This window comes from Curtobacterium sp. NPDC089185 (genome assembly GCF_040685235.1).
GTDB classification, from domain to species: Bacteria; Actinomycetota; Actinomycetes; order Actinomycetales; family Microbacteriaceae; genus Curtobacterium; species Curtobacterium citri.
In genome coordinates, this window is the sequence record NZ_JBFBHK010000005.1 from 138,847 (window position 1) to 161,988 (window position 23,142).

Annotated in this window: 13 protein-coding genes; 5 read left to right on the top strand and 8 right to left on the bottom strand. The window is 73.0% G+C overall.

Annotation, left to right across the window (positions count from 1 at the left end; translation table 11 throughout):
• Window positions 1-19: 19 nt before the first annotated feature.
• Window positions 20-1,237: a heparan-alpha-glucosaminide N-acetyltransferase domain-containing protein gene (locus AB0N84_RS07290; protein WP_363544754.1), complete on the top strand. Its 1,218-nt coding sequence runs from the start codon at window positions 20-22 to the stop codon at window positions 1,235-1,237.
• Window positions 1,238-1,344: 107 nt separating this feature from the next.
• Here AB0N84_RS07290 and tatA read toward each other — a convergent pair whose 3' ends face one another.
• The 3 genes from tatA to AB0N84_RS07305 form a co-directional block, all read right to left on the bottom strand.
• Window positions 1,345-1,629, bottom strand: coding sequence for a twin-arginine translocase TatA/TatE family subunit (gene tatA, locus AB0N84_RS07295; RefSeq protein ID WP_069712031.1), 285 nt, complete (start codon window positions 1,627-1,629; stop codon window positions 1,345-1,347).
• A 220-nt stretch (window positions 1,630-1,849) separates the two neighbouring features.
• Window positions 1,850-3,316 (bottom strand): sugar transferase, encoded by a 1,467-nt coding sequence (locus AB0N84_RS07300; protein WP_363544757.1) that lies wholly within the window; start codon window positions 3,314-3,316, stop codon window positions 1,850-1,852.
• Between the two features lie 72 nt (window positions 3,317-3,388).
• Window positions 3,389-6,148 carry a glycoside hydrolase family 2 protein gene (locus tag AB0N84_RS07305; RefSeq protein ID WP_363544760.1) on the bottom strand — a complete coding sequence of 920 codons (2,760 nt, stop codon included), beginning with the start codon at window positions 6,146-6,148 and terminating at the stop codon, window positions 3,389-3,391.
• 279 nt (window positions 6,149-6,427) lie between these two features.
• Here AB0N84_RS07305 and AB0N84_RS07310 point away from each other — a divergent pair, with 279 nt between their 5' ends.
• Entirely contained in the window at window positions 6,428-6,826 is a 399-nt protein-coding gene (locus AB0N84_RS07310; protein ID WP_182046106.1) for a pilus assembly protein CpaE, read from the top strand.
• 54 nt (window positions 6,827-6,880) lie between these two features.
• Here AB0N84_RS07310 and AB0N84_RS07315 read toward each other — a convergent pair whose 3' ends face one another.
• From AB0N84_RS07315 to AB0N84_RS07325, 3 genes are all read right to left on the bottom strand, one after another.
• Complete coding sequence (locus AB0N84_RS07315; RefSeq protein ID WP_363544763.1) at window positions 6,881-11,026, bottom strand: hypothetical protein; 4,146 nt, start codon at window positions 11,024-11,026, stop codon at window positions 6,881-6,883.
• Window positions 11,027-11,289: 263 nt separating this feature from the next.
• A complete protein-coding gene (locus AB0N84_RS07320) occupies window positions 11,290-14,097 on the bottom strand; it encodes a hypothetical protein (RefSeq protein WP_363544766.1) in 2,808 nt (935 codons plus the stop codon).
• Window positions 14,094-15,299 carry a hypothetical protein gene (locus AB0N84_RS07325; protein ID WP_363544769.1) on the bottom strand — a complete coding sequence of 402 codons (1,206 nt, stop codon included), beginning with the start codon at window positions 15,297-15,299 and terminating at the stop codon, window positions 14,094-14,096. Before AB0N84_RS07325 ends, AB0N84_RS07320 begins: the two co-directional genes overlap by 4 nt.
• A 307-nt stretch (window positions 15,300-15,606) precedes the next feature.
• Here AB0N84_RS07325 and AB0N84_RS07330 point away from each other — a divergent pair, with 307 nt between their 5' ends.
• Together AB0N84_RS07330 and AB0N84_RS07335 are read left to right on the top strand one after the other, a co-directional pair.
• Window positions 15,607-16,437 (top strand): aldo/keto reductase, encoded by an 831-nt coding sequence (locus AB0N84_RS07330; protein ID WP_289459172.1) that lies wholly within the window; start codon window positions 15,607-15,609, stop codon window positions 16,435-16,437.
• 193 nt (window positions 16,438-16,630) lie between these two features.
• Window positions 16,631-19,114: a hypothetical protein gene (locus AB0N84_RS07335; protein WP_363544772.1), complete on the top strand. Its 2,484-nt coding sequence runs from the start codon at window positions 16,631-16,633 to the stop codon at window positions 19,112-19,114.
• Between the two features lie 57 nt (window positions 19,115-19,171).
• On the opposite strand, the gene AB0N84_RS07340 is transcribed toward AB0N84_RS07335, so the two are convergent.
• Entirely contained in the window at window positions 19,172-20,320 is a 1,149-nt protein-coding gene (locus AB0N84_RS07340; protein WP_363544775.1) for a methyltransferase, read from the bottom strand.
• 146 nt (window positions 20,321-20,466) lie between these two features.
• Here AB0N84_RS07340 and AB0N84_RS07345 point away from each other — a divergent pair, with 146 nt between their 5' ends.
• Window positions 20,467-21,123 carry a GntR family transcriptional regulator gene (locus AB0N84_RS07345; protein ID WP_182046392.1) on the top strand — a complete coding sequence of 219 codons (657 nt, stop codon included), beginning with the start codon at window positions 20,467-20,469 and terminating at the stop codon, window positions 21,121-21,123.
• A 252-nt stretch (window positions 21,124-21,375) separates the two neighbouring features.
• Here the strand turns inward: AB0N84_RS07345 and AB0N84_RS07350 are convergent, their stop codons facing one another.
• Window positions 21,376-23,082, bottom strand: a complete 1,707-nt coding sequence (locus AB0N84_RS07350; protein WP_363544779.1) for a hypothetical protein — start codon at window positions 23,080-23,082, stop codon at window positions 21,376-21,378.
• Window positions 23,083-23,142: the final 60 nt, after the last annotated feature.

Below are 23,142 nucleotides of genomic sequence, written 5' to 3' on the forward strand. Positions count from 1 at the left end.
GCTCGCGAGCATCGTCGACATGCAACATGTCCTCGCCCCCACTCGTCCACGTCTCGCCGGCCTCGACGCCGCTCGCGGGCTCGCCGTCCTCGGCATGTTCGCCGCCCACGTCGGGGCAGCGGACCGGCTCTTCGACTGGACGGATCCGTCGAGCTGGCCCGACCTCGTGAACGGCCGGTCCTCGGTCCTGTTCGCCCTGTGCGCCGGCGTCTCGCTCGTCCTGCTCACCACCGGACCGCGTGCCGATCCCGAGACCACCGGACGCGCGACGACCGGCCGTCCCGGAGGCGGTCTCCTGCGCGACCGTCGGCACGTGCTGGCTCGCGCCGCGGCGCTCTTGACGATCGGCGCGCTCCTCACGCTGGTCCCCGGGGGCGTCCTCGTCATCCTGCCGACCTACGCGGTCCTGTTCGTGGCCGCGCTGCCCTTCCTCCGACTCCGGCTCCGCTGGGTCGTCCTCGCGACCGCGCTCTCCCTGGGCGTGGGACCCGTGCTCGCACTCGTCGGTCAGGCCGTCGTCGAGATGAGCGGGAGCGGCATCGCCGATCTGCTGTTCGTCGGTTACCCGGCGGTGTCCTGGTTCGGCGTCGTGCTCGCCGGGGTGCTCGTCGCACGACTCGGCCTCGACCGCGCAGCGGTGCTCCGCCGGATGCTGGTCATCGGCACCGCGATGGCCGTCGTGGGGTACGGCGGCGGTGCCCTCCTCGGATCGGCGCTCGGCGTCGTCGGCCCGGTCGGGATGCTGGTCCCCGCGACGTCGGGCGGCGGGGCAGGACCCGTGTCGAAGACCGTGCCGAGCGGCGGCCCCGACGTGGTGCAGCTCCGACCGGAGTTCCCGCCGTTCCCGCAGATCCAGTGGGCGCGGCTGCTCGACGTCACGCCGCACTCGGGGTCGTCGTTCGAGCTCGTCGGAGCGCTCGGGATCGCGCTGGCCGTCCTCGCCGCTCTCTGCCTCGTCGCCGTCCGGCTCGCGTCGGTCCTCCTGCCGCTGCGCGCGGTCGGTCGCCTCGCCCTGACGCTGTACTGCGGGCACATCCTGGCGATCGGTGCCTGGTTCGCCGCGGGCAACCCGGACCCGGTGCCCGCGCTCCACGGGTGGTTCCCGTTCGCCGTGCTCGCCGTCGTGGCGGTCGTCGCCGCGCTGCTCGTGGACCGCTCGGGTCGACGGGGGCCGCTCGAGGCCCTCACCCGCCGCGCGTCCCGAGCGCTCGACGATCCGCGGCCGGCGACCGCCTGACCGCTCCGCACCGACCCCGACCGCGCGACAGCCGGAACCCTGCGAACGCCGAAGCCCCCGCGACCGAGGTGGTCGCGGGGGCTGCCGACAGGACGGGGCTGGGTGTCCTAGTTCTTGGGCTCGGCGCTCGAGTGCGCGTTGGGCTGCACCGAGGGGCCGGGGTTGACGACGGGCTGCGCGGTCGGCTGCGCCGTGTGCTGGGCGGCGGGGTCGGTCACGACGGTGTTCACCGTGCCGTCGTCGTTCTTCTTGTCGTCGCCCATCTCCTTCTTGAAGATGTTGATCGACTGGCCGAGGCCCTTGGCGAGCGCCGGCAGCTTGGTCGCACCGAACAGCAGGATGACGATCCCGAGGATGATCAGCAGGTGGAGCCCTGTGAGGCCTGCGAACATGTTGACTCCTTGTCCTGGTTCTGGCGTCACTGGCCTGATCGTCGTCGATCGGGCCAGCGGAAGAGCGTGTCCAGACATGGTAACTCCCCCATCGCACCGAAGCCCAGGCCGGAGCAGGAACGGACACCGTTCACACAGGCAGCACCCCCGGAGGCCGTTGCTCTCCGGGGGTGCGCCGTTCCGGCCGCGGGTCAAGGCACGGCCGGGGTCGGTGGGGCGGCTAGTAGGCGCCGCGGGACCGCAGGACGGACGGGATCGTCCTGGCGAGGATGACGAGGTCGTGGAGGAACGACCAGTTCTCGACGTAGTGCAGGTCGAGCCGGACCCCTTCTGCCCAGTCGAGGTCCGAGCGGCCGCTGACCTGCCACAACCCGGTCATGCCGGGGGTCACGAGCAACCGTCGATCGGCGAAGTCCTCGTAGACGGCAACCTCGCTCGGCAGTGCGGGACGGGGACCGACGAGGCTCATCGACCCGGTGAGGACGTTCCACAGCTGCGGGAGCTCGTCGAGCGACGTCCGACGGAGGAACGCGCCGACCCGGGTCACCCGGGGGTCGCGCTGCAGCTTGAAGAGGGGCCCCGAGCCCTCGTTCTCGGCGGCGAGCTCGGCGATCCGCGCCTCGGCGTCGACGCACATCGTCCGGAACTTGAGGATCGAGAACTCCTGCGACCCCCGTCCGACGCGGCGCTGCCGGAAGAACACCGGCCCGCCGTCGTCGAGTCGGATGACCAGGGCGATGGCCGCGAGCAGCGGTGCGAGCACGACCAGACCGGCGGTGGCGCCGACCACGTCGAGCAGCCGCTTGCCCCGGCGGCAGCGGTAGTCGGGGGTCTCGACGTGCATGAGCGGCAACCCGTCGACCGGTCGCTCGTGCACCCGCCCAGCAGCGATGTCGGCGAGCGGCGAGGAGACGACGAGCTCGACGCCCCGCTCCTCGAGCTGCCACCCGAGTCGGCGCAGCCGTTCGTGGCCGCCGCGCACGGAACCGGCCACCACCACGGCCGCCACGCCCGTGTCGGACGCAACGTCGAGCACGTCGTCGATGCCGCCGACGACCTCGGCCTCGGCCGTTCCGAGGTCGACCCCGGTGCCCACCTCGGCGCAGTCGGACACGACCGCGGCGACGCGGTACCCGGCAGCCGGCGTGGCAGCGATGCGCCGCCCGACGTACCGGACGTCGTCGAGGTCGCCGACGAGCAGGACGTCGAGCAGCTGCTGCCCCAGGGCGCGGCGGTGGGCGAGGACCGTCCGGACGCCCTTCCGCCCGAGGGCGAGCAGGACGAGGCCGAGTGGGAGCGCGATGGCGACGTAGCCCCGGGCGATGTCGATTCGTGCGGCGTAGGCGACCACGGCGACCGTCGCTCCGGCGACGAGACTCGCGGTGACGAGCCGGCGGTACTCCTCGCTGCCGATCCCGGCGATGCGCGGGTCGCGCGTCCGGAAGCCCGAGAGCAGGAGCATCCAGAGCAGCATGATCGCCGGAGCTGTCACGACCTCGGTCCAGCCGGGGCCGGCGGCGAGGCCGGAGACCTCCCACGGGAACCGGAGGGCGTGCGCGACCCCGAACGCGACGACGAGCATCCCGAGGTCGAGCATGCCGACGGAGAAGGAGAACCCGGACGTGGCCCCGGCGGGGGCGGCCCGTCGCGGCGTGCTCGACGACGGCTGGCGCACTGCGAGCGACATCGAGCACCTCCGGACGGTGACCGGCTGGCGGGTTCCGTGCCGGGCCCGGGAGCACCGGACCCGGCCAGTATATCAGTACGGTGTGCGATCTTCCAGCGTGTGGAGGACGTCCGCGAGCGACCACAGCACCGGCCCCTCGACCAGGCGCGCGGTCTCGGCGTCGGACAGCCCACGGACCCGGAAGCCCACACGCTCCCCCGGCAGCAGCGTCATGAACCCGCGGTCGACCGTGCCGGTCGGCGCCACGCGGTCGGGCTGCACGAGCAGGTCCCGCACGAGCGACTCCGCCTCGACGACCAGGTCGTGCCCGTCGCCGTCGGCAGCGGGTGTCACCGTCGTGCGGTACCGCGCCGGCTCCCAGTGCACGTCCTGGTCCGGCGCCGCGGTCCAGACCGCACGGCGCCAGTCCATGTCCGCCACCACGAGCTCGCGGGTCGGGTCGTCGACGACGCCGACGGACTCCGGCAGCGGGACGACGGCGACGCCGGCCTCGGACAGCCGGACGGGCAGCGTCGCCTCGGCGAGGATCGTGCCCGAGACGTGCATGCGACGGACCCGGACCACGCTGTCGCGCCCGGCACGCGCGGAGCGGACGGCGACCTCGACGGGCGAACCGCCGAAGGACCCCGGCGAGACCCCGAGCGACAGGGTGTCCACCAGACCGCCGGGCTCGCCGGTCCCGTCCGCGGCACCGGCGGGGGTGGTCCCGGCCGCCCCGTCGGCGGGAGCCGACCTACCGTCGCGGTCCGTGCCTCCCGACCGGTCGTCGGACGGAGTCGGTGCCGCACCGTCGTCGGTGGCCGCACCGTCGGCGGTGGACGGACGCGCGACGGGACGGATCGCCAGCAGGACGTCGTCGTACAGCCGACGCAGCTCGTGCGCGAGCGGCTTGAGCCGCCCCGCGGAGTCGACCGCAGACCACGAGGCCACCGGCCACAGGTCGTTGAGCTGCCAGACGACCACGCCGGTGTTGCGCGGCCAGTGCGTCCGCCAGTGCTCGACGGCCGTCGCGATCGCGCGCGTCTGCTGGAGCTGCGTCAGGTAGTGCCAGCGGTCGAACTCCCCCGGGTCGACGGTACCGAACCTCGGCGCGATGCCGCGCGCGAGCTTGCCCATCCCGTCGTCGGCCTTCTGGTGGTGCACGACGCCGGGTGAGTCGACGCGCAGCGGCTCGTCCGTCACGGCCTCGCGCAGGGTGCGCCACGCGGGCGGCGCCTGCCAGCCGAACTCCGAGACGAAGCGCGGCACCGAGTCGCGGTAGTGGTCGTCGGAGAGGCGGTTCCAGACGTCCCACGAGTGGTGCGTCTCGTGGTCGACGTCGTTCGCGGGCAGGCTCTCGGAACCCGACCAGGGCGACGCGACCGTGTAAAAGCGCGACGGGTCGACGGCGTCGACGATCGTCGGGAGCAGGTCGAGGTAGTAGTCGAGTCCCCAGCCGCGGTCGCCGAGCTCGTCGGCCCAGCCGTCGGCGTCGTGCAGCCAGATGTTCTCGTTGTTGCCGTTCCAGACGACGAGCGAGGGGTGGCCGGCCAGGCGTGCGACGTTGTCGCGGGCCTCGGCGACGACCTCGCTGCGGATCGGCTCGATCTCGGGGTAGGCCGCGCACGCGAAGGCGAAGTCCTGCCAGACGAGCAGGCCGGCCTCGTCGCACACGTCGTAGAAGTCGTCGGACTCGTAGACGCCACCGCCCCAGACCCGGACGAGGTTCACGCCGATGTCCGCGGCGACCCGGAGCCGGTCGGCCACCCGCTGCCGGTCGACCCGGGACACGATGACGTCGTCCGGGATCCAGTTCACCCCGCGCACGTCGATCACGGTGCCGTTCACCACGACGGTGAAGGGCTTGCCGACGGCGTCGTCGGCGGTGTCGATGCGGGCCGAGCGGAAGCCCGTCCTCGCCGTCCGACGGTCGAGGACCTCGCCGTCGACGGTCTGCAGCTCGACGGTCACGTCGTAGCGGGGCTGCTCCCCGTAGCCGCGGGGCCACCAGCGCCGCACCTCGGGCACGCGCACCGTGACGACCGTCTCGTCGTCCTTCGGCGTCAGCTGTGCCCGCGAACGCTGCCGGGTCGTCCCGCCGTCGGCCGTGGGGCCGGCGACCGTGACGACGAGCACGAGGTCGTCGTCCTCGCCGTCCTGGTCGAGGTCGTTCATCCCGGAGCGCTCGACGCGGACGTGGGCGTCGAGGACGCCCTCGCCGGCCTCGACGTCGACCAGCGGCTTCACCTCGGCGAGGCGGGCCGTCGACCAGCGCTCGATCGCGACGGGACGCCACGGTCCGCTCGTCACCGCGGTGAGTCCCCAGTCCCAGCCGAAGTTCGACGCCTGCTTGCGGACGTAGGGGAACGGCTCGTCGTACGGCCCGGGCATCGACCCGGCACGGGCGGCGACCCGGCCGGCCTCGCGGTACGGCGACTCGAAGAGCAGCTCGAGCTCGCGGTCGCCCGCGGCACCCGGCACGTCGTTGAGGTCGAACCGGTACCGCCGGTGCATGTTCCGGGTGGTGCCGATGACCACGCCGTCGAGGCTCAGCTCCGCGACGGTGTCCAGCCCCTCGCAGACGAGGTCGACGCGCTCGTGGCCCCGCGGTGCGACGTCCACGGTGCGCCGGTAGACCCAGTCGGCCCGTCCGACCCACTTCGCGCCGTCCTCGTTGCGGTCGAACGTCGGGTCGGCGACGAGTCCCTCGCGTTCGAGGTCCGTGTGCACCTGCCCCGGCACCGTGGCGGGGATCGTGCGACCCGCGATCCCGGCCGGCGCTCCGGCCGGCACCTGGTCGCCGGCGATCGCCACGGTCCAGTCGTCGCGGAGTTCCTCGCGCTCGAGGGTCATGCGGGTCCTTTGCTGGGCGGACGGGATGGGGCGGACGGGACCCGGACCGGCTGGTCGCCGACCCGGACCGGGACGCCGGCCGGCGGTCGTGCCCGTGGTCGCGGCAGCGGCCGGGAGGCGCGGCACCGGTCGCCCGGGCGTCGTCGCGTCCGCGCGCGCGGACGACTGCTCGCCGCGCGCGGGGGTGCTCGGCGATGCTAGTACGGCGACCTTGCCGGCACCTACGCCGCGGCCCGGGACCGCGCGACGCGCACCGTCGGTGCGTGGCAGGGTGGTGCCGTGATCACCGTCGAACTCGCCCGGTCGCTCCGCGACGCCGGACTCCGCTGGCACCCGGCGACCGGCGACCGCTTCGTCATCGACAAGCCCGGGGTCGACGACGACGTCTACACCGTCTCCGAGATGACGGTCGAACGGCACGACTACCCGAGCGGCACCGTGCTCGGCTTCAACGGGACGACCGAGTGGGCGCTCGACTCGGTCGAGGCGTCCGAGTCGCTGTGGCTCCCGCGCGAGGACCAGCTGCGCGACCTGCTCGGCCCGGCGTTCGTGTCGCTGACCGCCGGGTTCGTCGTGACGGCGACGATCGGCGGGACGCCCCGCGAGTTCCGGAGTGACGACGCGGCCGAGGCCTACGCCGCCGCACTGCTGGAGTACGTCACCGCCGCCCTGGCGTGACGAGACCGCCCCCGTCCGGCTGGTGGGCCGGGCGGGGGCGGTCGTCCGGGCGGCTCAGTCCTCCGCGGGGTGGGACGCGTCCGCTCCGTCACGGCGGCGCTGTGCCCGGACCAGGAGGATCACGCCTCCGAGCAGGAGCACGGCAGCGGCAGGGAGCGCGACCCGCAGGACCGTGGAGCCGGTGAAGGCGAGCTCCGACGGCACCGGCTCGGCCTCGGGCTCCGTCGGCACCGACGGCACCGACGCAGCGCGGAGCACCGTCCGCAGCTGCTCCGACGACACCGCAGCACCCTGCGGGGCCTCGTCCGCACCCGCGCTGGCGGGTCCCGCGGTCGCGGGTCCGGTCCGGATGATCGTGGTCGGCCCACCGGTCTGTCCGGTGGTCGCGTCGCTCTCCACGACCGAGTCACCGTCTGCGCGTGCGACGTGACCCGTGACCTGGCCGACGAGCACGACCTCGCCTGCCGCGGCCTCCGCGTCAGTCACGGTGTGCGGCGCCGACGTCGCAGCCGTCCGGGCGCCCGGTTCGAGGACCGTGTGCTCGAGGTCCATCGCCACCGAGCCGTCGTGCGGCGCGAGCCCCTCGGCGGTCAGGTTGCCGGTGTTGACCACCGTGTACCGGATGCTCACCTGGTCGCCGGGACGCAGCACCCGATCGGCGGGCGGAGCCACCGGCCGTCCTGCGCTGTCCTCCACGACGGCGGTGCCGGTCAGGTCCAGCGCACTCGCTGCGGTGAGTCCGACCCGCACCTCGTCGCGGGCGTCGGCGGCGAGCTCGTCCGGGCCCGCCGCGTCGACGACCGCCGCCACGGTGACCTGCCCACGCTCGACGTCGCTCTGCGTGAGGACGTACTCGGGCACGGTGCACTCGACGGACGCGCCGGGCGCGACGGGTGCCGCACCACAGTCGACGGCGAGGTCCGGGAGCTCCACGACCTCGCCGGTCACGGACGCGATCGTCACGTTCCCGGTGTTCGTCACGCGGACGCCGACCGTGACGCGGTCGCCGGCTCTGGGCACAGCGGACTCGGAACCGGCGAGGTGCGCGAGCACCTCGGCGTCGACCGCCGGCGCTCGGTCGACGTCGACACCGGCGCCTGCCGATGCCGTCACGCGACGCCCGTCAGCGCCGGTGGCCGCAGCGGTGACCGCGAAGTCCACACGACCGCCGTCGACGTCCTCCTGGGTCAAGCGGTACCGCGACGCCGTGCAGGTCGCGTCGGCTCCCGGCGCGAGCGTGTCGTCGGCGCAGGTCACGACGAGGCCCTCGCGGCCCTCGACCGCTGCCGTCAGCCCGTGCAGGGTCACGTTGCCGGCGTTGTGCACCAGCACCTCGACCTCGGCCTCGTCGCCGGCGACCGGCGCCGCGTGGGCGCCGTCGACGAGCGCGGCGGTCGCGCGCGAGGTGATCGCCGGGGCCCGCACGACGGTCAGCGTCGTGGACGCTGCGGCCTCGGCGCGCTCGCGGTTCGTCCCGGTGGCGGCCACCGTCGTGTCGAAGCGCACGGACCCGGCGTCGACGTCGGCCTGCGTCAGCGTGTAGGACGCGCCCGCGCACGTGGTCCGGGCACCCGGTGCGAGGACGTCGTCCCCGCAGTCCATCTCGAGGCCCGCACGGTCGACCACCGCGGCGCGGACCCCGGTGACCGTGACGTTGCCCGTGTTCCGGACCGTCATCCCGACCGTCGCCGTGTCCCCGGCGAGGGGCACCTCGTGCTCGGTCGCGTCGAGGACGCTCGTCGCCGAGGCCGTCAGGGCCGGCACACGGGCGAGCGTGACCGACGCGCTGTCGGTCGTGCTGGCGTCGCCGCCCGGGCCGGTGGCGCGGACCTCGACGGTGTACTCCACGGCTCCGGCGTCGACGTCCCCCTGCGTGAGCACGTGGTCGGCGAGGGTGCAGGTCACCTCGGCCCCGGGTGCGAGCGCGTCCTCGGGGCAGTCCGTGGCAGGGCTCCGGCCGTCCACCTCGGCGACCACGTCGCGGAGGGTGACGTTGCCGCTGTTGCGCACGAGGACGTCGAGCGCGACGCGGTCCCCGGCGTGGGGTGCGGAACCGTCGTCAGCGAGGGCGGCGTGCGCGACGGCGGCGAGGCCCCGGTGCTGGTCGACGGTCACGGTGGCGGTGTCCGAGGCGGCGACGTCCTGACCCTTCGGCCCGTGCGCCGTCACGTCGGCGGTGACGTCCACCGTGCCGCGGTCCAGGTCCGCCTGCCGGATCGTGCCGTCCTCGACGGTGCACTCGACCTCGGCTCCCGGTGCGAGCGGCCCGTCCGGGCAGTCCACGGCGTGTCCGGCGTGGTCGGCGACCGTCGCCTCGAGGTCCGACAGCGTGACGTTGCCGGTGTTCCCCACGACGAGGGTCGAGGTGATCGGGTCGCCCGCCGCCGGACGGTCACCCGTCGGCTCGACGGAGGACGTGAGCGTGGATCCGACCGCCGGGGCCTGCGCCACGGTCTCCTGCGTCGCCGAGGCGTTCGCGGTCACCGTGTCGCCGCTCGCGCCGGTGCCGTGCAGGACCGCCGAGAAACCGAGTGACCCCGCGTCGACGTCGTCCTGCGTCACCGTGTGCGTGCCCTCGACCGCACACGCGATCGACGCACCCGGCGCGAGGGGGCCGTCCGGGCACGCTGCAGCGAACTCGGGGCGGTCCGCGACGACGACCGTGAGGTCAGCGATCGAGACGTTCCCGGTGTTGGTGACGACCGCCTCCAGACCGACGTCGTCCCCGACGCCCGGACGCCCGTCGACCTCCGGGGTGACGGTGAGGACGGCTGCCGGCTGACCGACGGTCGTCGCGACGGATGCTGCGGCCGACGCCGACACGTCCTGTCCGAGGCGGGAGGACGCGTGCACCGCGACGGAGTCGGTCACGGTGCCCGCGTCGAGGTCTGCCTGGGTCACGGTGTGAGCCGGCTCGGCACACTCGGTCCGCGCGCCGGGCTGGAGTTCCCGTACCGTGCACGCCCCGGTGCCCCACTGGCCCTCGACCGTGAGGTCACGGACGACGACGTTGCCCTGGTTCTCGACCGTCGTGACGAACGTCACCGTCTCGTCGAGGTCGGCGACCGCGTCGCCGTTCCCTCCGCTGAGGTCCGCGCGCTCGGACGCCGCGAGGACGTTGTGCTCGGGCTCGAAGGTCACCGAAGCGTCGACGTCCACGTCGAGACCGGACACGCCGGAGACGTCGGACGACGACGTGGCGTACGTTCCGGGGCTCGCCGCGACGACGTCGAAGGAGACCTCGCAGTCTGCGGAGTCGATCGCCAGGTCACCGCGTACCGACACCGAAGCAGCGCCGGCGGCGATGTCCGCGTCGACGTTCGCGCAGGTGGTCTCGGTCTTCGCGTCGTCGGCGACGGTCAGGCCGTCCGGGAGGCGCTCCGAGAAGGCCCAGCCGGGCTTGCCGCCGCGCTCGGTCGTGTTGACGACGCGCATGGTCATCCGGGTCGGGTCGCCGATGACGGGCGTTCCGCCGAAGGAGCTGACGAGCGTCGGGGTCGAGTCGACGATCGTCACCTGGTCGATGGCGCCGTCGTTGCCCTCGGAGGCCGTCTGCTTGTTGACGAGTCGCCAGCGCAGCTGCTCACCCTGGAACAGCACGCCGCCGCTCGAGACGAACTCACCGCCGCGGTAGGCGTTCCCATCGATGTCGTAGTCCTTCGAGCGTTCGTCGTCGCACGGGTCGATGGGGCGCTCCGACACCGGCCGGTCCTCGTTCCCGTCGACGAGGCGGAAGTCGAGCAACGGGTGCGCGTACCCCTTGCACGCACCGGCGGCCGCGTTCACGCCGAAGGACACGAAACGGCCGCTGGCGCCGAGGGAGAACGGGTCCTTCGACTCGATCTGCACGCCGTCGACCGGCAGGGCCTTCGACGCCGTCCAGGCGCTGATCACGTGGTTGTTCGTCGGGTCCTGCCCTGCGATCATGCCGAGGACGCGACCCAGCTCTCGGAGCGGGTCGTTGCTGCGACAGCCCGGCATGTCGGCGCTGGCGGCGCTGGTGATGATGCCGTTGCACTGCGCGGCATCGATCCAGGCGGGGTCGGCGGTGTAGGTCTCCCCGGCTGCGCCGGTGTAGGCGTCGAGCATCACCGGGGTCTTGTCGAGACCGTTCTCGAAGTCCTCGACGAAGAACGGGCGTGGATCGTGCGCGACGACCGCGGAACCGTGTCCACCGTCGGGGGCCGAACGGGGTGCCATGGGTGCAGCCGATGCGGCTGACGCCGGGACCGCACCGATCATCGGTGCGGCGACGGCAGCGAGCGCGGTCACGGCTGCGGAGAGGGCGGGCAGCGTGGAGCGCCCCCGAGAGCGGATGAGCAAGAGTCCTCCTGGATCAAAGCAAACGCATATCAGTATATTGTATACGTTGGATATGCTCCGCCGGAGGGTGGCAGCGGGACCGCCCGGTGCCCAGCACAGGCTGAACGGAGCGGTCCCGCTGCCGGGGGCGTCCGGACGACTCAGTCGCTCGGGCGCACCGAGCCCCCCGCTCCCCGCGAGCGGCGCCGTGCCCGGGCGAGGAGCAGGACGCCGCCGAGCAGGAGGGCGGCGCCCGCGGGGAGCGCGGCTCGGAGGACCTCGGTCCCCGTGAACGCGAGCGCACCGGGCTGGGCCTCGACCGGCACCTCGTTCGGGACGACCTGCGACACGACCCGGACCGGCCGCGCCTCGACCGAGGCCGGGCTGTCATCGTCCGGCTCCACTCCCTCCGCCGTCGCGGCGAGCGGTGTCGCCCCGTGTCCCTCGGTCTGCCCGGTCGTCGCCGACCCCCGGACCTGCTCGGTCGCGCCGTCGGCACGGGTGACCCGACCCGCGGCCTGCGAGCGGAACAGCACGTGACCGGCGCGCACGTCCGCATCGGTCACCGTGTGGAAGCGCCCCTCGCAGGTCGTCTCCGCACCCGGGGCCAGGGTCGCCGCCGCACAGGACACCGGCTGCCCGTCGCCGGTGCGGATGCCGTGGACCTCGAGGTTGCCGGTGTTCTGCAGCGTGCCGCGGACCGCGACGACGTCTCCGACGTGGAACACCTCGTGCGCGCCGGCCGCACGGACCGTGCCTGATCCGGTGCGGACCACCGGGGACATCCGCAGGTCGAGCCGGTTCGCCGCGAGCAGCCCCACGCGCACCTCGTCGCGGTCGGTCGCTTCGTGGTCGTCGGGCCCGGTACCGGTGCCGACGAGGACGAAGGGGACGACACCCTCCTCGATCTCGCTCTGCGTCAGGACGTGGTCCGTGACGGTGCACACGATCGACTCCCCCGGCGCGAGCGGGTCCGCGGGGCAGTCCACCGCGCCGTCGGCGAGCTCGACCATCTCGGCGTGCGGGTCACGCAGCGTGACGTTCCCGGTGTTCCGGAGCGTCGCGGCGAGTTCCACGAGGTCACCCGGTCGCGGGACCTCGTGCTCCGAGGCCGCGAGGTGCGCGGACAGCTCCGCGTCGAGCAGGGCGCGCCGCTCGACGTCCACCCCGGCGGTGGGCGAGGCGATGGCCTGCCGGTCGTCCGCCCCGGTCGCGGTGACGGTGAAGGCGAAGTCGACCCGTCCGGCGTCGACGTCGTCCTGGGTCAACGGGTACCCGTCGACCTCGCAGGCGACCTCCGCTCCGGGTGCGACCGGTCCCGCGGGGCAGCGCACCGTGGTGCCGGGTCGGTCGACGACGAGCGCCGAGGTGTCCCGGACCGTGGTGTTGCCCGTGTTCCGGACGACCAGGGTCAGCGCCGTGCCGTCGCCGGCGCGCGGCAGCGCGTGCTCGACGGGGGTGAGGACCGCCGATGCCGACGCCGAGATCGCCGTCGCCCGCGGCAGGGGCAGGTCCGTCGGCGCGGTGGCGGTCACCTCGGCGTCCGACGGCGCGGAGCCGCGGCCGTCGACGTCGAAGTGGACGGTGCCCGCGTCGATCTCGGCCTGCGTCAGCGCGACGCGGTCCACGGTGCAGGTCGTCCGGTCGCCGGGCGCCAGGTCCTCGTCCGGGCAGTGCACGCGCGTGTCCCCACGGCCACGGACGACCGCGGTGACGTCGTGCAGGGTGACGTTGCCGGTGTTCTCCACCGTCGTCGTGAGCTGTGCGTCGTCCCCGGCGAACGGCACCTCGTGCTCGCTCGGTGCCAGGGCGCTCGTCGCGCCCACCGCGATCGACGGCGCCGCAGCGAGCGGGACGGCCGTACGGTCGTCCGCCTCGACGGATCCGCCGTCCGGAGCGGTCGCGACGACGTGCAGCGCGAAGCCCACCGACCCCTCGTCGATCTCGCGCTGGGTGAGGACGTGGTCCTCGACCGCGCACGCGAGCTCGGCGCCCGGCGCCAGCGCCCCCTGCGGGCAGGTCGCCTCGACACCGGTCGGCCGCGGGTCGTGCACGGTGACGTTGCCGACGTTGGTCACGGCCGCCGTGAGCCGGACGTGGTCGCCGGCCCGGGGCGCCCGGTCCTGGTCCGCCCGAGCGGCGGTCAGGGTGGTGGTGATGCGCGCCTCCTGGGCGACCGCGAGCGTCGTCGCGTCCGTCGCCGAGACCGTGGCGCCGTCCGGTGCGACGCCCGTGGACCGCACGTCGAACCGGACCGCGCCGGCGTCGACGTCCTGCTGGGTGAGGGGGTACCCCGACGTCGCACAGTCGACGGAGGCGCCCGGTGCCAGCGGGCCGGGCGGACACGTCGCGGTGATGCCCTCGGGACGGGTGAAGGTGCTCGCCGGGTCCGTCAGGGTGACGTTCCCGGTGTTCGTGACGCGCACGGACACGTCGGCGACGGTGCCCGGCGCGGACGCCGCACCGTCGGGCAGGGCTGCCGTCACCCGCGTCCCGACCGCCGGAGCCGGTGCGATCGTCGGCTGGTCGGCCCGTGCGACCCCGCGGACGTCGCCGTCCCGCGGGTCCTTCGCCACGACGGTCGACGCGAACGGGACGCTGCCCCGATCGACGTCCTCCTGGGTGACGGTGTACCGCCCGTCGACGGCACAGTCGACCGCGTCACCCGGCGCGAGCGGCCCGTCCGGGCAGTCGACCCGGAACCCGGGGCGGTCGTCGATCGTGGCCGTGGGGTCGTGGAGCGTCACCGTGCCGCTGTTGCGCACGCGCAGGCGGAGTCCGACGGTACCGCCGACGCCCGGGGGTCCGTCGTCGACGACGGTCCGCAGGGTGGCCTCGACGGCCGGAGCGGACGCGGTCGTGTCGACGGACGCCGAGGCCGATCCGGTCACCGTCGCTCCCCCACGCGAGACCGCGGTCGCGTCGACCGTGTCGTCGATCCGCCCCGCGTCGAGGTCCGACTGGGTCACCGCCCTCGCCGGTGACGTGCAGGACGTCGAGGCACCCGGAGCGAGCTCGTCGTCACCGTGCCGTTCCGCCCGGTGACCGCGAGGTCGTGGACCGGGACGTCGCCGTCGTTGCGGACGGTGCTCGCGAAGGCGACCTGCTCGCCGAGGTCGGCCACGTCGTCGTCGTTCCCGTCCGTGAGGACCGCGCGGTCGGTGACCGCGAGGGCGTTCCGCTCGGCGCGGAAGGTGACGCTCGCGGGCTCCGGCAGGTCGACACCCACGTGCTCGGTGACGTCGTCCGCGGTGATCGTGTACGTCCCCGCGCGGTCCGCCACGACGTCGAAGGAGACCGTGCAGTCCGCGGCGAGGCGGGCGAGGCTGCCGTTCCGCACGGCGAGCGCGTCGCCACCCGCCGGGGCGGAGACGGTCGCGCCCTGGCACGTCGTCTGCACCTTCGGGTCGGGGGCGATGTGCAGTCCCTCCGGCAGGTCCTCGGCGAACGACCACCCCGGCTTCGATCCCCGCTCCGCGGTGTTGACGACACGGGCGGTCATGCGCGCGGTGTCCCCGACGAAGGGCTCACCGGCGTAGGCGTTGGCGAGCACCGGGGTGGAGTCGAGCACGGTGACACCGTCGATCGCACCGTCGTTCCCGCTGTACGAACCCTGCTGGTTCCGGAGCCGCCACTGCACGGTGTCGCCGCTGAAGAGCAGCCCGCCGCTCGACGTGAACCTGCCCGCCCGGTAGCTCTGCCCGCCGAACGAGTACGTCGCACTGCCCTGCTCCGTGCAGGGGTCGATCGCGTGGTCGGACACGTTCCGCTCCGTCGCGCCGTCGACCAGGCTGAACGCGAGCTTCGGGTGCGCCCACTCGGGGCCGCACGACCCGGCCGCGGCGACGACGCCGAACGAGATGAAGCGCCCTGACGCGCCGACGCGCGTCGGGGTCGTCGGCTCGACCTGCACCGCGTTCACCGGGACGTTCCGGTCCTCGGTCCAGGCACTCACCGCGTGGTTGGTGCCCGGGTCCGTCCCGCCGGCCTGTCCGAGCACCGAGGCGAGTCCGCGGATCTCGGCGTTCCGCCCGCAGGCGCTCACCGCCGTGCTGCGCGCGCTGGTGACGATGCCGTTGCACTGCTGGGCGTCGATCCACTGCGGCGCCGCGGTGTAGTGCTCGCCGTTCCGCCCGACGTACTGGTTCAGCATCACTGGTCGGGTGCTCATGCCGTTCTCGAAGTCCTCCGAGAACAACACCCGCGGCTGCGCTCCCGGGACGACGTGGACGCCGCCCCGGGACGCGACCGGTGGGAGGGGAGCCGCGGGAGCGCCCTGGGGGGACAGGAGCGCTCCCGCGACGACCGCCGCGACCGCACCGACGGCCGCGATGGTCCTGGTCACCGTTCGGCGACAGGCGCCTCGTCGTGATCTTTGGTATGTGAAATGCACAACTCCTTCGTACCGGGTGGGCGTCGACCTGTCCGCCTGAACGTTCCCGGGAAGCACCCTGGGGGCGCTTTGGTTGCATGGGGACATGACCGTTCCGAACATCACCCTGAACGACGGCAAGACCATCCCGCAGCTCGGCTTCGGTGTCTTCCAGATCGACCCTTCGGACACGAAGGAGGCCACCCTCACCGCGCTCGAGGTCGGCTACCGCCACATCGACACCGCCGAGATGTACGGCAACGAGAAGGAGGTCGGCGAGGCCATCGAGGCGTCCGGCATCCCGCGCGAGGAGATCTTCGTCACGTCGAAGCTCAACAACGGCTTCCACGACCCGGCCCTCGCCGCCGAGAACGGCAAGAAGTCGGCCGACCTGCTCGGCGGGTACACCGACCTCTTCCTCATCCACTGGCCGCTGCCGACCGTGTCGGACTTCGTCCCCACCTGGAAGGCGATGGAGGAGCTCTACCACGCCGGCACCGCCCGTTCGATCGGCGTGAGCAACTTCCAGGCGCACCACCTCAACCGCCTCGCGGCCGAGACGACGATCACCCCGGCCGTCAACCAGATCGAGGTCCACCCGTACCTCGTACAGGACGAGCTCCGCGCCTACGGCACCGAGCACGGCATCGCGACCGAAGCGTGGTCGCCGATCGCCCAGGGCCTCGTGCTCGACGACGAGACCATCACCCGCATCGCCGGCGCCACGGGCAAGACCCCGGCGCAGGTCGTCCTCCGCTGGCACATCCAGCGCGGCGACATCGTCTTCCCGAAGTCGGTCACGCGCTCGCGCGTCGAGGAGAACTTCGCCATCTTCGACTTCGAGCTCTCGGACGACGACATGACGGCGATCACCTCGCTCGACAAGGGCCACCGCACCGGCCCGGACCCGGACACGTTCGACTACGTCCCGGCCTGAGTGCCGACGGTCGCGGAACGCGACCGCACGACGGACGGGAGGCCCGTGGCTGCGTAGCCACGGGCCTCCCGTCCGTCGTGTGCGGACGTACCGGCCCGCCCGCGTAGTGCACGCGCTCGACATAGTTTCGGTATTCAACATACAACATGGGTCCTCGACCGCGACGTCTCCGATCGCGGACAGGAAGGAACCCATGCGCAAGATCACCCGCGCCGCAGCCGGCACGGCACTCGGCCTCGTCCTCACGTCCTCCGGTTTCGTGGCGGCGACCGCCGCCCACGCCGACACGGACCTACCGGCCATCCCCGGCGCGTCCGCCGAGCGCCCGATCCCGGACAGCTTCACCGGCTTCTCCGAGATCCAGGGCGCACCGAGCACCAGCGAGCGCGACGGGCTCAGCGTCTTCGGGGCGGACCGCTCGAACCCGTCGATCGCCGTCACGAGCTCAGTGACGAAGGGTCGCCTCAAGGTCGTCGACCAGCGCGGTCGTCTGCTCTGCAGCGGTAGCAGCGCTCCCGCCAACGCACACCTGTACTCGTGCGACCTCGCGGCGATCCCGTCCGGGCCGCAGGTGATCACCGCTGCGGTCGTGAAGCCGAACGGGCACTACAGTGAGCCCGACCAGGCGCTGCTCGACGCGTACGCCGCTGCTCCGGTCGTCACCGCGACCGAGCGCAAGGGCGACGACCTCGTCCTGCGCGGGAACGCCAACCGGGGCATCCGCGTCGAGGCCTCCCTCGACCGCAAGGAGATCATCGCATCCGGTGACGCGGGCACCGACGGCCGTTTCGAGGTCCGGGTCCCCGGCGGCGCCTCCGCGAAGCAGGTCGCACTGCGTGCGGTGAACGACGACGTGCCGGCGAGCACCCCCGACCACGACCACTTCGCCGTCAGCGGCTGGACGGACGTCACGCCGGCGACCGGCGGCGAGCAGCCCGGCGAGGGCCAGTCACCCGTCGAAGCCGTCACGAACCTGCACGACGGGGACACGGTCGACACCGCGGAGCCGGTCTTCGAGGGCACCGCTCGCCCCAACGGCCGCGTCCGGATCGACACCGGTTCACTGAGCGGCCTGGCGATCGGCATCGCGACGGCCGACGAGCACGGGAACTGGTCGACGAAGGCCAGCTTCCTGCGTCCCGGTGACAACGCGCTCTCCGTCTCCTACGAGCGTCCGGACGGCACGTGGCGCACGGCGCAGAGCCTCCTCGTCCACTACGTCCCGAAGGTCGACCGGTTCACCGTGCAGACGCCGGCGAACGGCAGCACCGTGACCGAAGCCCGCCCGAAGATCACCGGCGCCGGCGCGCACGCCTACTCCCCGGTCGATCTGCAGACCGCTGACAGCTACCGCCCGATGGGGCACGCCCGGACCGACGCGAGCGGCGAGTTCGTGCTCGACGTCTCCGAGGACCTGAAGCCCGGCGTCAACGAGCTGACCGCGTCCTACCAGGACCTGAACGGCAAGTGGAAGACCGAGTCCTACACGCTGACCTACGACGACGGCAAGGGCGGCGAGCAGCCCGGCGACGGCCAGTCGCCCGTCGCGGCCGTGACGAACCTGCACGACGGCGACACCGTCGACACGGCGGAACCGACCCTCGAGGGCACCGCTCGTGCGAAGAGCCACGTGCGGGTCTCCATCGACGGTCTCGCGGGTCCGATCATCGTCGACACCACCGCCGACGACCACGGGAAGTGGTCCGCGAAGGCCAGCTACTTCCGCCCCGGCGACAACTCGGTGGTCGTCGCCGCCGAACGCGCCGACGGCACCTGGCAGCGGACGCAGGACCTCCTCGTCCACTACGTCCCGAAGGTCGACCGGTTCACCGTGCAGACGCCGGCGAACGGCAGCACCGTGACCGAAGCCCGCCCGAAGATCACCGGCGCCGGCGCGCACGCCTACTCCCCGGTCGATCTGCAGACCGCTGACAGCTACCGCCCGATGGGGCACGCCCGGACCGACGCGAGCGGCGAGTTCGTGCTCGACGTCTCCGAGGACCTGAAGCCCGGCGTGAACGAGCTGACCGCGTCCTACCAGGACCTGAACGGCAAGTGGAAGACCGAGTCCTACACGCTGACCTACGACGACGGCAAGGGCGGCGAGCAGCCCGGCGACGGCAACGGCGGCGAGCAGCCCGGCGACGGCGGCACCGAGGAGCCCGGCGACGGCGCGTCCGACACCGCCTTCAGCGCCGATGCGCTCCGCGTCAGCGACCGCCAGGTCGACGTCGGCGTCCACGGCCCGAAGGGCACCGAGGTCACCGTCTCCGCCAACGGCGAGAGCAAGAAGGTGACGCTCGGCGACACCGACTACGGCAACACCCTGGTCACCGCACCGAAGAAGCTCACGACGACCGTGACGATCACCGCCACGATCGCCGGCGAGCAGGTCGAGCGCACGCTGACGATCGGCAACGGCGACCACGCCGCCGACGCGCTCGAGGCCGAGGTCACGAGCACCAGCGCGCTGCTCGGCTCGGCGAAGATCACCGTCTGGGGCCTGCCCTCGGGCATCGGCGGCCTGCAGGCACGTGAGGGCGACCGCGCGCTGGCCACCGGCGTGATCAAGGACGACGGTGAGGGCAGCATCTCCGTCTCCGGCCTGACGAAGGGCGACCACGTGATCACCCTCGTCTCCGGCGGCAAGCAGACGCAGGTGTCCGTGCACATCTGACGCTGACCGCACAGCGAGGCCCCCGTCACCACGGTGACGGGGGCCTCGTGCGGTCCCTCAGTCCGAGCGTCGCGACGCGGTCACCGTGAACTTGTCGGTCCGGACCACCTGTCGCGTCGGCCCGACCAGACGCTCCAGCACCGGCCGGTAGCGCAGGTGCGAGTTCCAGACGCACCACAGTTCGCCGCCGGTCTGGAGGACCGTGGCCGCGTTGCGGAACATCGCCTCCGCCGCGTCGGTGCTCACCGTGGTGCCCTCGTGGAAGGGCGGGTTGCACAGCACGAGCCCGGCCGAGCCGGCATCGAGCTCGTCCCCCGCGTCCGACCGGACGACCCGGACCCGGTCGGCCACGCCGTTCGCCGCAGCCGTCGCCCGCGTCGACGCGACCGCGATCGCCGACACGTCGGTCGCCACGACCCGCACGGACGGCCGCCGACGGGCCAACGCGGTCGCGATGACCCCGTTCCCGCACCCGAGGTCGACGGCGACCCGCGCCGACGGCACGGCGTCGTCGACGACACCGAGCAGCACGCGCGTGCCCTGGTCGAGCGACGTCCCCGCGAACACCCCGCCGTGCGCGACGAGCGTCATCCCGAGCTCGTCGACGTGCACCGAGCGCGGCCAGGGGTTGGTGGCGTCCGCGCGCACCGCCGTCGCGCGGAGGGGGTCCTGCGCCACGAGCAGCCGCGACTTCCCCCGCCCCCGCGAGGCGGTGACCTCCCCGAAGTACCGGCGGAGCACGTCGTTCTGCGACAGGTTCATGTGCTTCGAGACCCCGCCGCAGAGCAGTACGACGTCGGGCGCCGCCCACCGGGCGACCGCCCGGGCGAGCTCGTCGAGCCGGTCGTTCGACTTCGACAGGCGCAGCAGCACCAGGCGGACGTCGCGGAACGCCTGCTCGAGCGTCTCGGTGAGCACGAAGCCGCTCCGCCCGAAGGTGCCGGCGTTGGCCTGGAGTGCGCGCACGCCCACCAGTGAGTCCTGGACGACCCGGACGCCCGAGGCCCCGTGCACCGTCATCGCCCCGAGGGTGAGCACCCCGTACCGGTCGTCGACGACGGCGACCTCGCCGGGCTGCCGGAGCGCGTCCCCGTGCACGTGCGGCGCCTCGTCGAGCAGGAAGCGGTCGGTGCCGTCGATGGCCACGAGGTCAGGCTCCTCGCTGGCCGGGGAGCGCCGGAAGTGGTCGGCGAAGTCGAATGGCACCGCCCCAGGGTACCCAGCGCCACCCGCACGCCCGCGCGCCGGCGGGACCCGGCGGTATATCACCGGGGTCACTGGTATCCCAGCGTCGTACGCTCGGAGGAGACCGCCGGACGGACGACCAGCGGCACGACGAGCGAGAGGGGCCGATGTTCGCTTCGCCAGACGCCGTCCTCCGTCCCCGCCTGCGGGACCAGGCACGGGAACGACTGCGTACCGAGATCATGAGCGGTGTCCTCGCCCCGGGCACCCTGCTCGACGACGAGCAGCTCGCCCTGCGGCTCCGGTGCTCCCGGACGCCCGTCCGAGAAGCACTGTCGGACCTCGGGCACCTCGGACTCGTCGAGTTCCGGCCGAACCGCTACACCCGCGTCACGGTGCCCCGTCGCGACGAGCTCGTGCCGACCCTGCAGGCGCTGGGTCTGCTCTTCGGCGGCGTCGTGCGGACCACCATCGGCGACATGGAGGACCGTGACCGTGCAGCGCTCTTCCGCCGCGTCGGCCTGGTGCTCGACTGCATGGCGATGCCCACGTGGCAGTGGGGTGCCGACGCGATCACCCCGGTCTACCGGACGTTCATCACCGCGTGCGACAACCCGCTGCTGGCGTCGACCCTGAGCGGCGCCCTCGACGGCCTGACGTACCGCCTCCGGCACGACGAGATCCGGACCGCGCTGCCGTGGGAGCACATCCGCAACGGGCTCGTGGCGCTCCGGGTCGCCATCGACTGCCGTGACGGGCGTCTGGCGGAACGGGCGACCTGGACGGTGCACCTGCTGCAGGACCCCGACCGCGGACGGGCCTGACGTGTGCGGCACCTGCCTCCGAGCCGTGATCGCCGACGTGCGGTCCCGCCGGACGGCGCGCTGCCTACCCGAGGACGAACGACCGGCACCGCGCCGGTGCCCGGTGGTCGATGCCACCCTCGACGACGTCCGCTCGGACCCGGAGCCCTGACGATCCCCCTCCCCGACCCGCGGTGGGTGCCGGACGAGGACGGGCCCGGGAACGCACCGCTCGGTGCGCTCCCGGGCCCGTTGCGACGGTCGGGTCCTCGATCAGGACGTCGACACGACGAGCACCCGGTCGGTCGTCGTGTTCGCGCCCTTCGAGAGCGCGGTGGCGACGAGCCGGTGATCCTCGATGGTGAGCGGTGTCGTCGTGATCGCCCACCTGCCGTCCGCGTCGGCGGTCACCGTCCCGTACCGGTCCGCGTCGCCGTCCTCACCGAGGCTGACCCGGGCACCGGGCTCCGCCGTGCCGCTGACCCGGACCGTGTCCCAGACCGGGGTGATCTGGAACCCGTCGGCGGGCGAGTAGATGCGCACGCCGTTGCCGTAGTCCACCGGGACCTCGACCGAACCGGTCGGCTGTCCCGAGGTCGTCTGCGTGACCGTCAGGGTCTTCGCTCCCGAGGCGTCCGGCGCCGGGATCGTCACCGACCACGTGCCGTCGGACGCCACCGTCACCGGCTGGGGCACGAACCACGCTCCGCCGATCGAGACGGTGGATCCCGCCTGCCCCGTCCCCGAGAGCGTCGCACGCTGGGTGACGTCCTCCGAGAAGCGCACGGCGGCGGTGAACGGCCTGCCGACGACGGTCGTCGTGGTGCGCGCCGTCGTGTCGAAGGTCGCGTTCGTGAAGCTCCCGGCGAGCGTGCCGGTCATCGCACCCGAGGTGGTGGCGACGTCCGCCGGCGTCTCGACCCGGAAGGTGAAGCGGAACTGCTGACCCGCGGCCACGTTCCAGTTGCGGTTCCCCAGCTGGTACTCGTACCGGGTCCCGTCGGGCGAGCGCTCGCCGCCGACGATCGAGTTGCCGCCGAAGGTCCGCCAGGTGTCGCCGTCGAGGTACTCACCGCGCTGCTGGTCCTGCCCGGGTGCGAAGGCCGTCCCCGCCGGCGCCTGCACCGTCAGCCGGCCGTTCGGCGTCGTGAACGCAGACTTCGCCGTGTAGGTCACGGACACGTCCGACGTCCCACCCCGCGTGAGCTCGGCCGTACCCGTCTCCCCGACGATCTGGTCCGTCTTCACCGGGTCGACGATCGTCACCGTTGCGCTCTGCTCGTCCACGAACTGGCCACCGACGTACTGCTGGATCGTCCGCGTGTTCGACCCGAGCGAGAGCCCCCCGATCGTCGCCGACCAGAGCCCCTTCGCGTCCGCCGTGGCCAGCTCGCCGCCGCCCTGCAGCCGGATCGAGGCGTGCTTCGTCGCCTGACCGGCGACGGTCATGGTGCGGGCCGCGTCGTTCTTGCCCGTGGAGTTGATCCGCAGTGGAGCGGTCTCGTACGGCCTGGTCACGTTGCCGAGCCGGACACCCTTGTTCGAGTTCCAGTACCACCACAAGCCGTCGTACACCGAGCTGTACACGGTCCCGGCATCCCGGGTCTGGCCTTCCGCCCACGACGCCGGCCACGGGACGAAGTAGCCGCCCGTCGTGTCGACCCGGTCCGCGATGCGCTCGCCGTCACGGTCGATCAGGCTCTTGACGTTCCAGCACGCCCCGGTGCACTGCGGCTTGGCGAAGACGTAGTAGCCCGAGGCCGCTGACCGGACGCTCACGCCGGACGGTGTCTGTGCGAAGGCGAACTCGCGCGGCTGCACGTGGTGGTCCGGAGACGTCCGTGCGCCGGTCGCGGCGTCGAACAGCTGCTCGGACGACGCCTCGGGCACCGCAGAAGCGCCCGTGGCAGGGCTGACGAGTACGAGGGCGAGCGCGGCGCAGGTGATCGCGGCCAGACGCCGCAGGGACGGTGTTCGCAAGGGTCCTCCTGGTGGTCGGTAGGGTCCGGAACGGACGCCTCCACTGAACCAGAAGGTGGA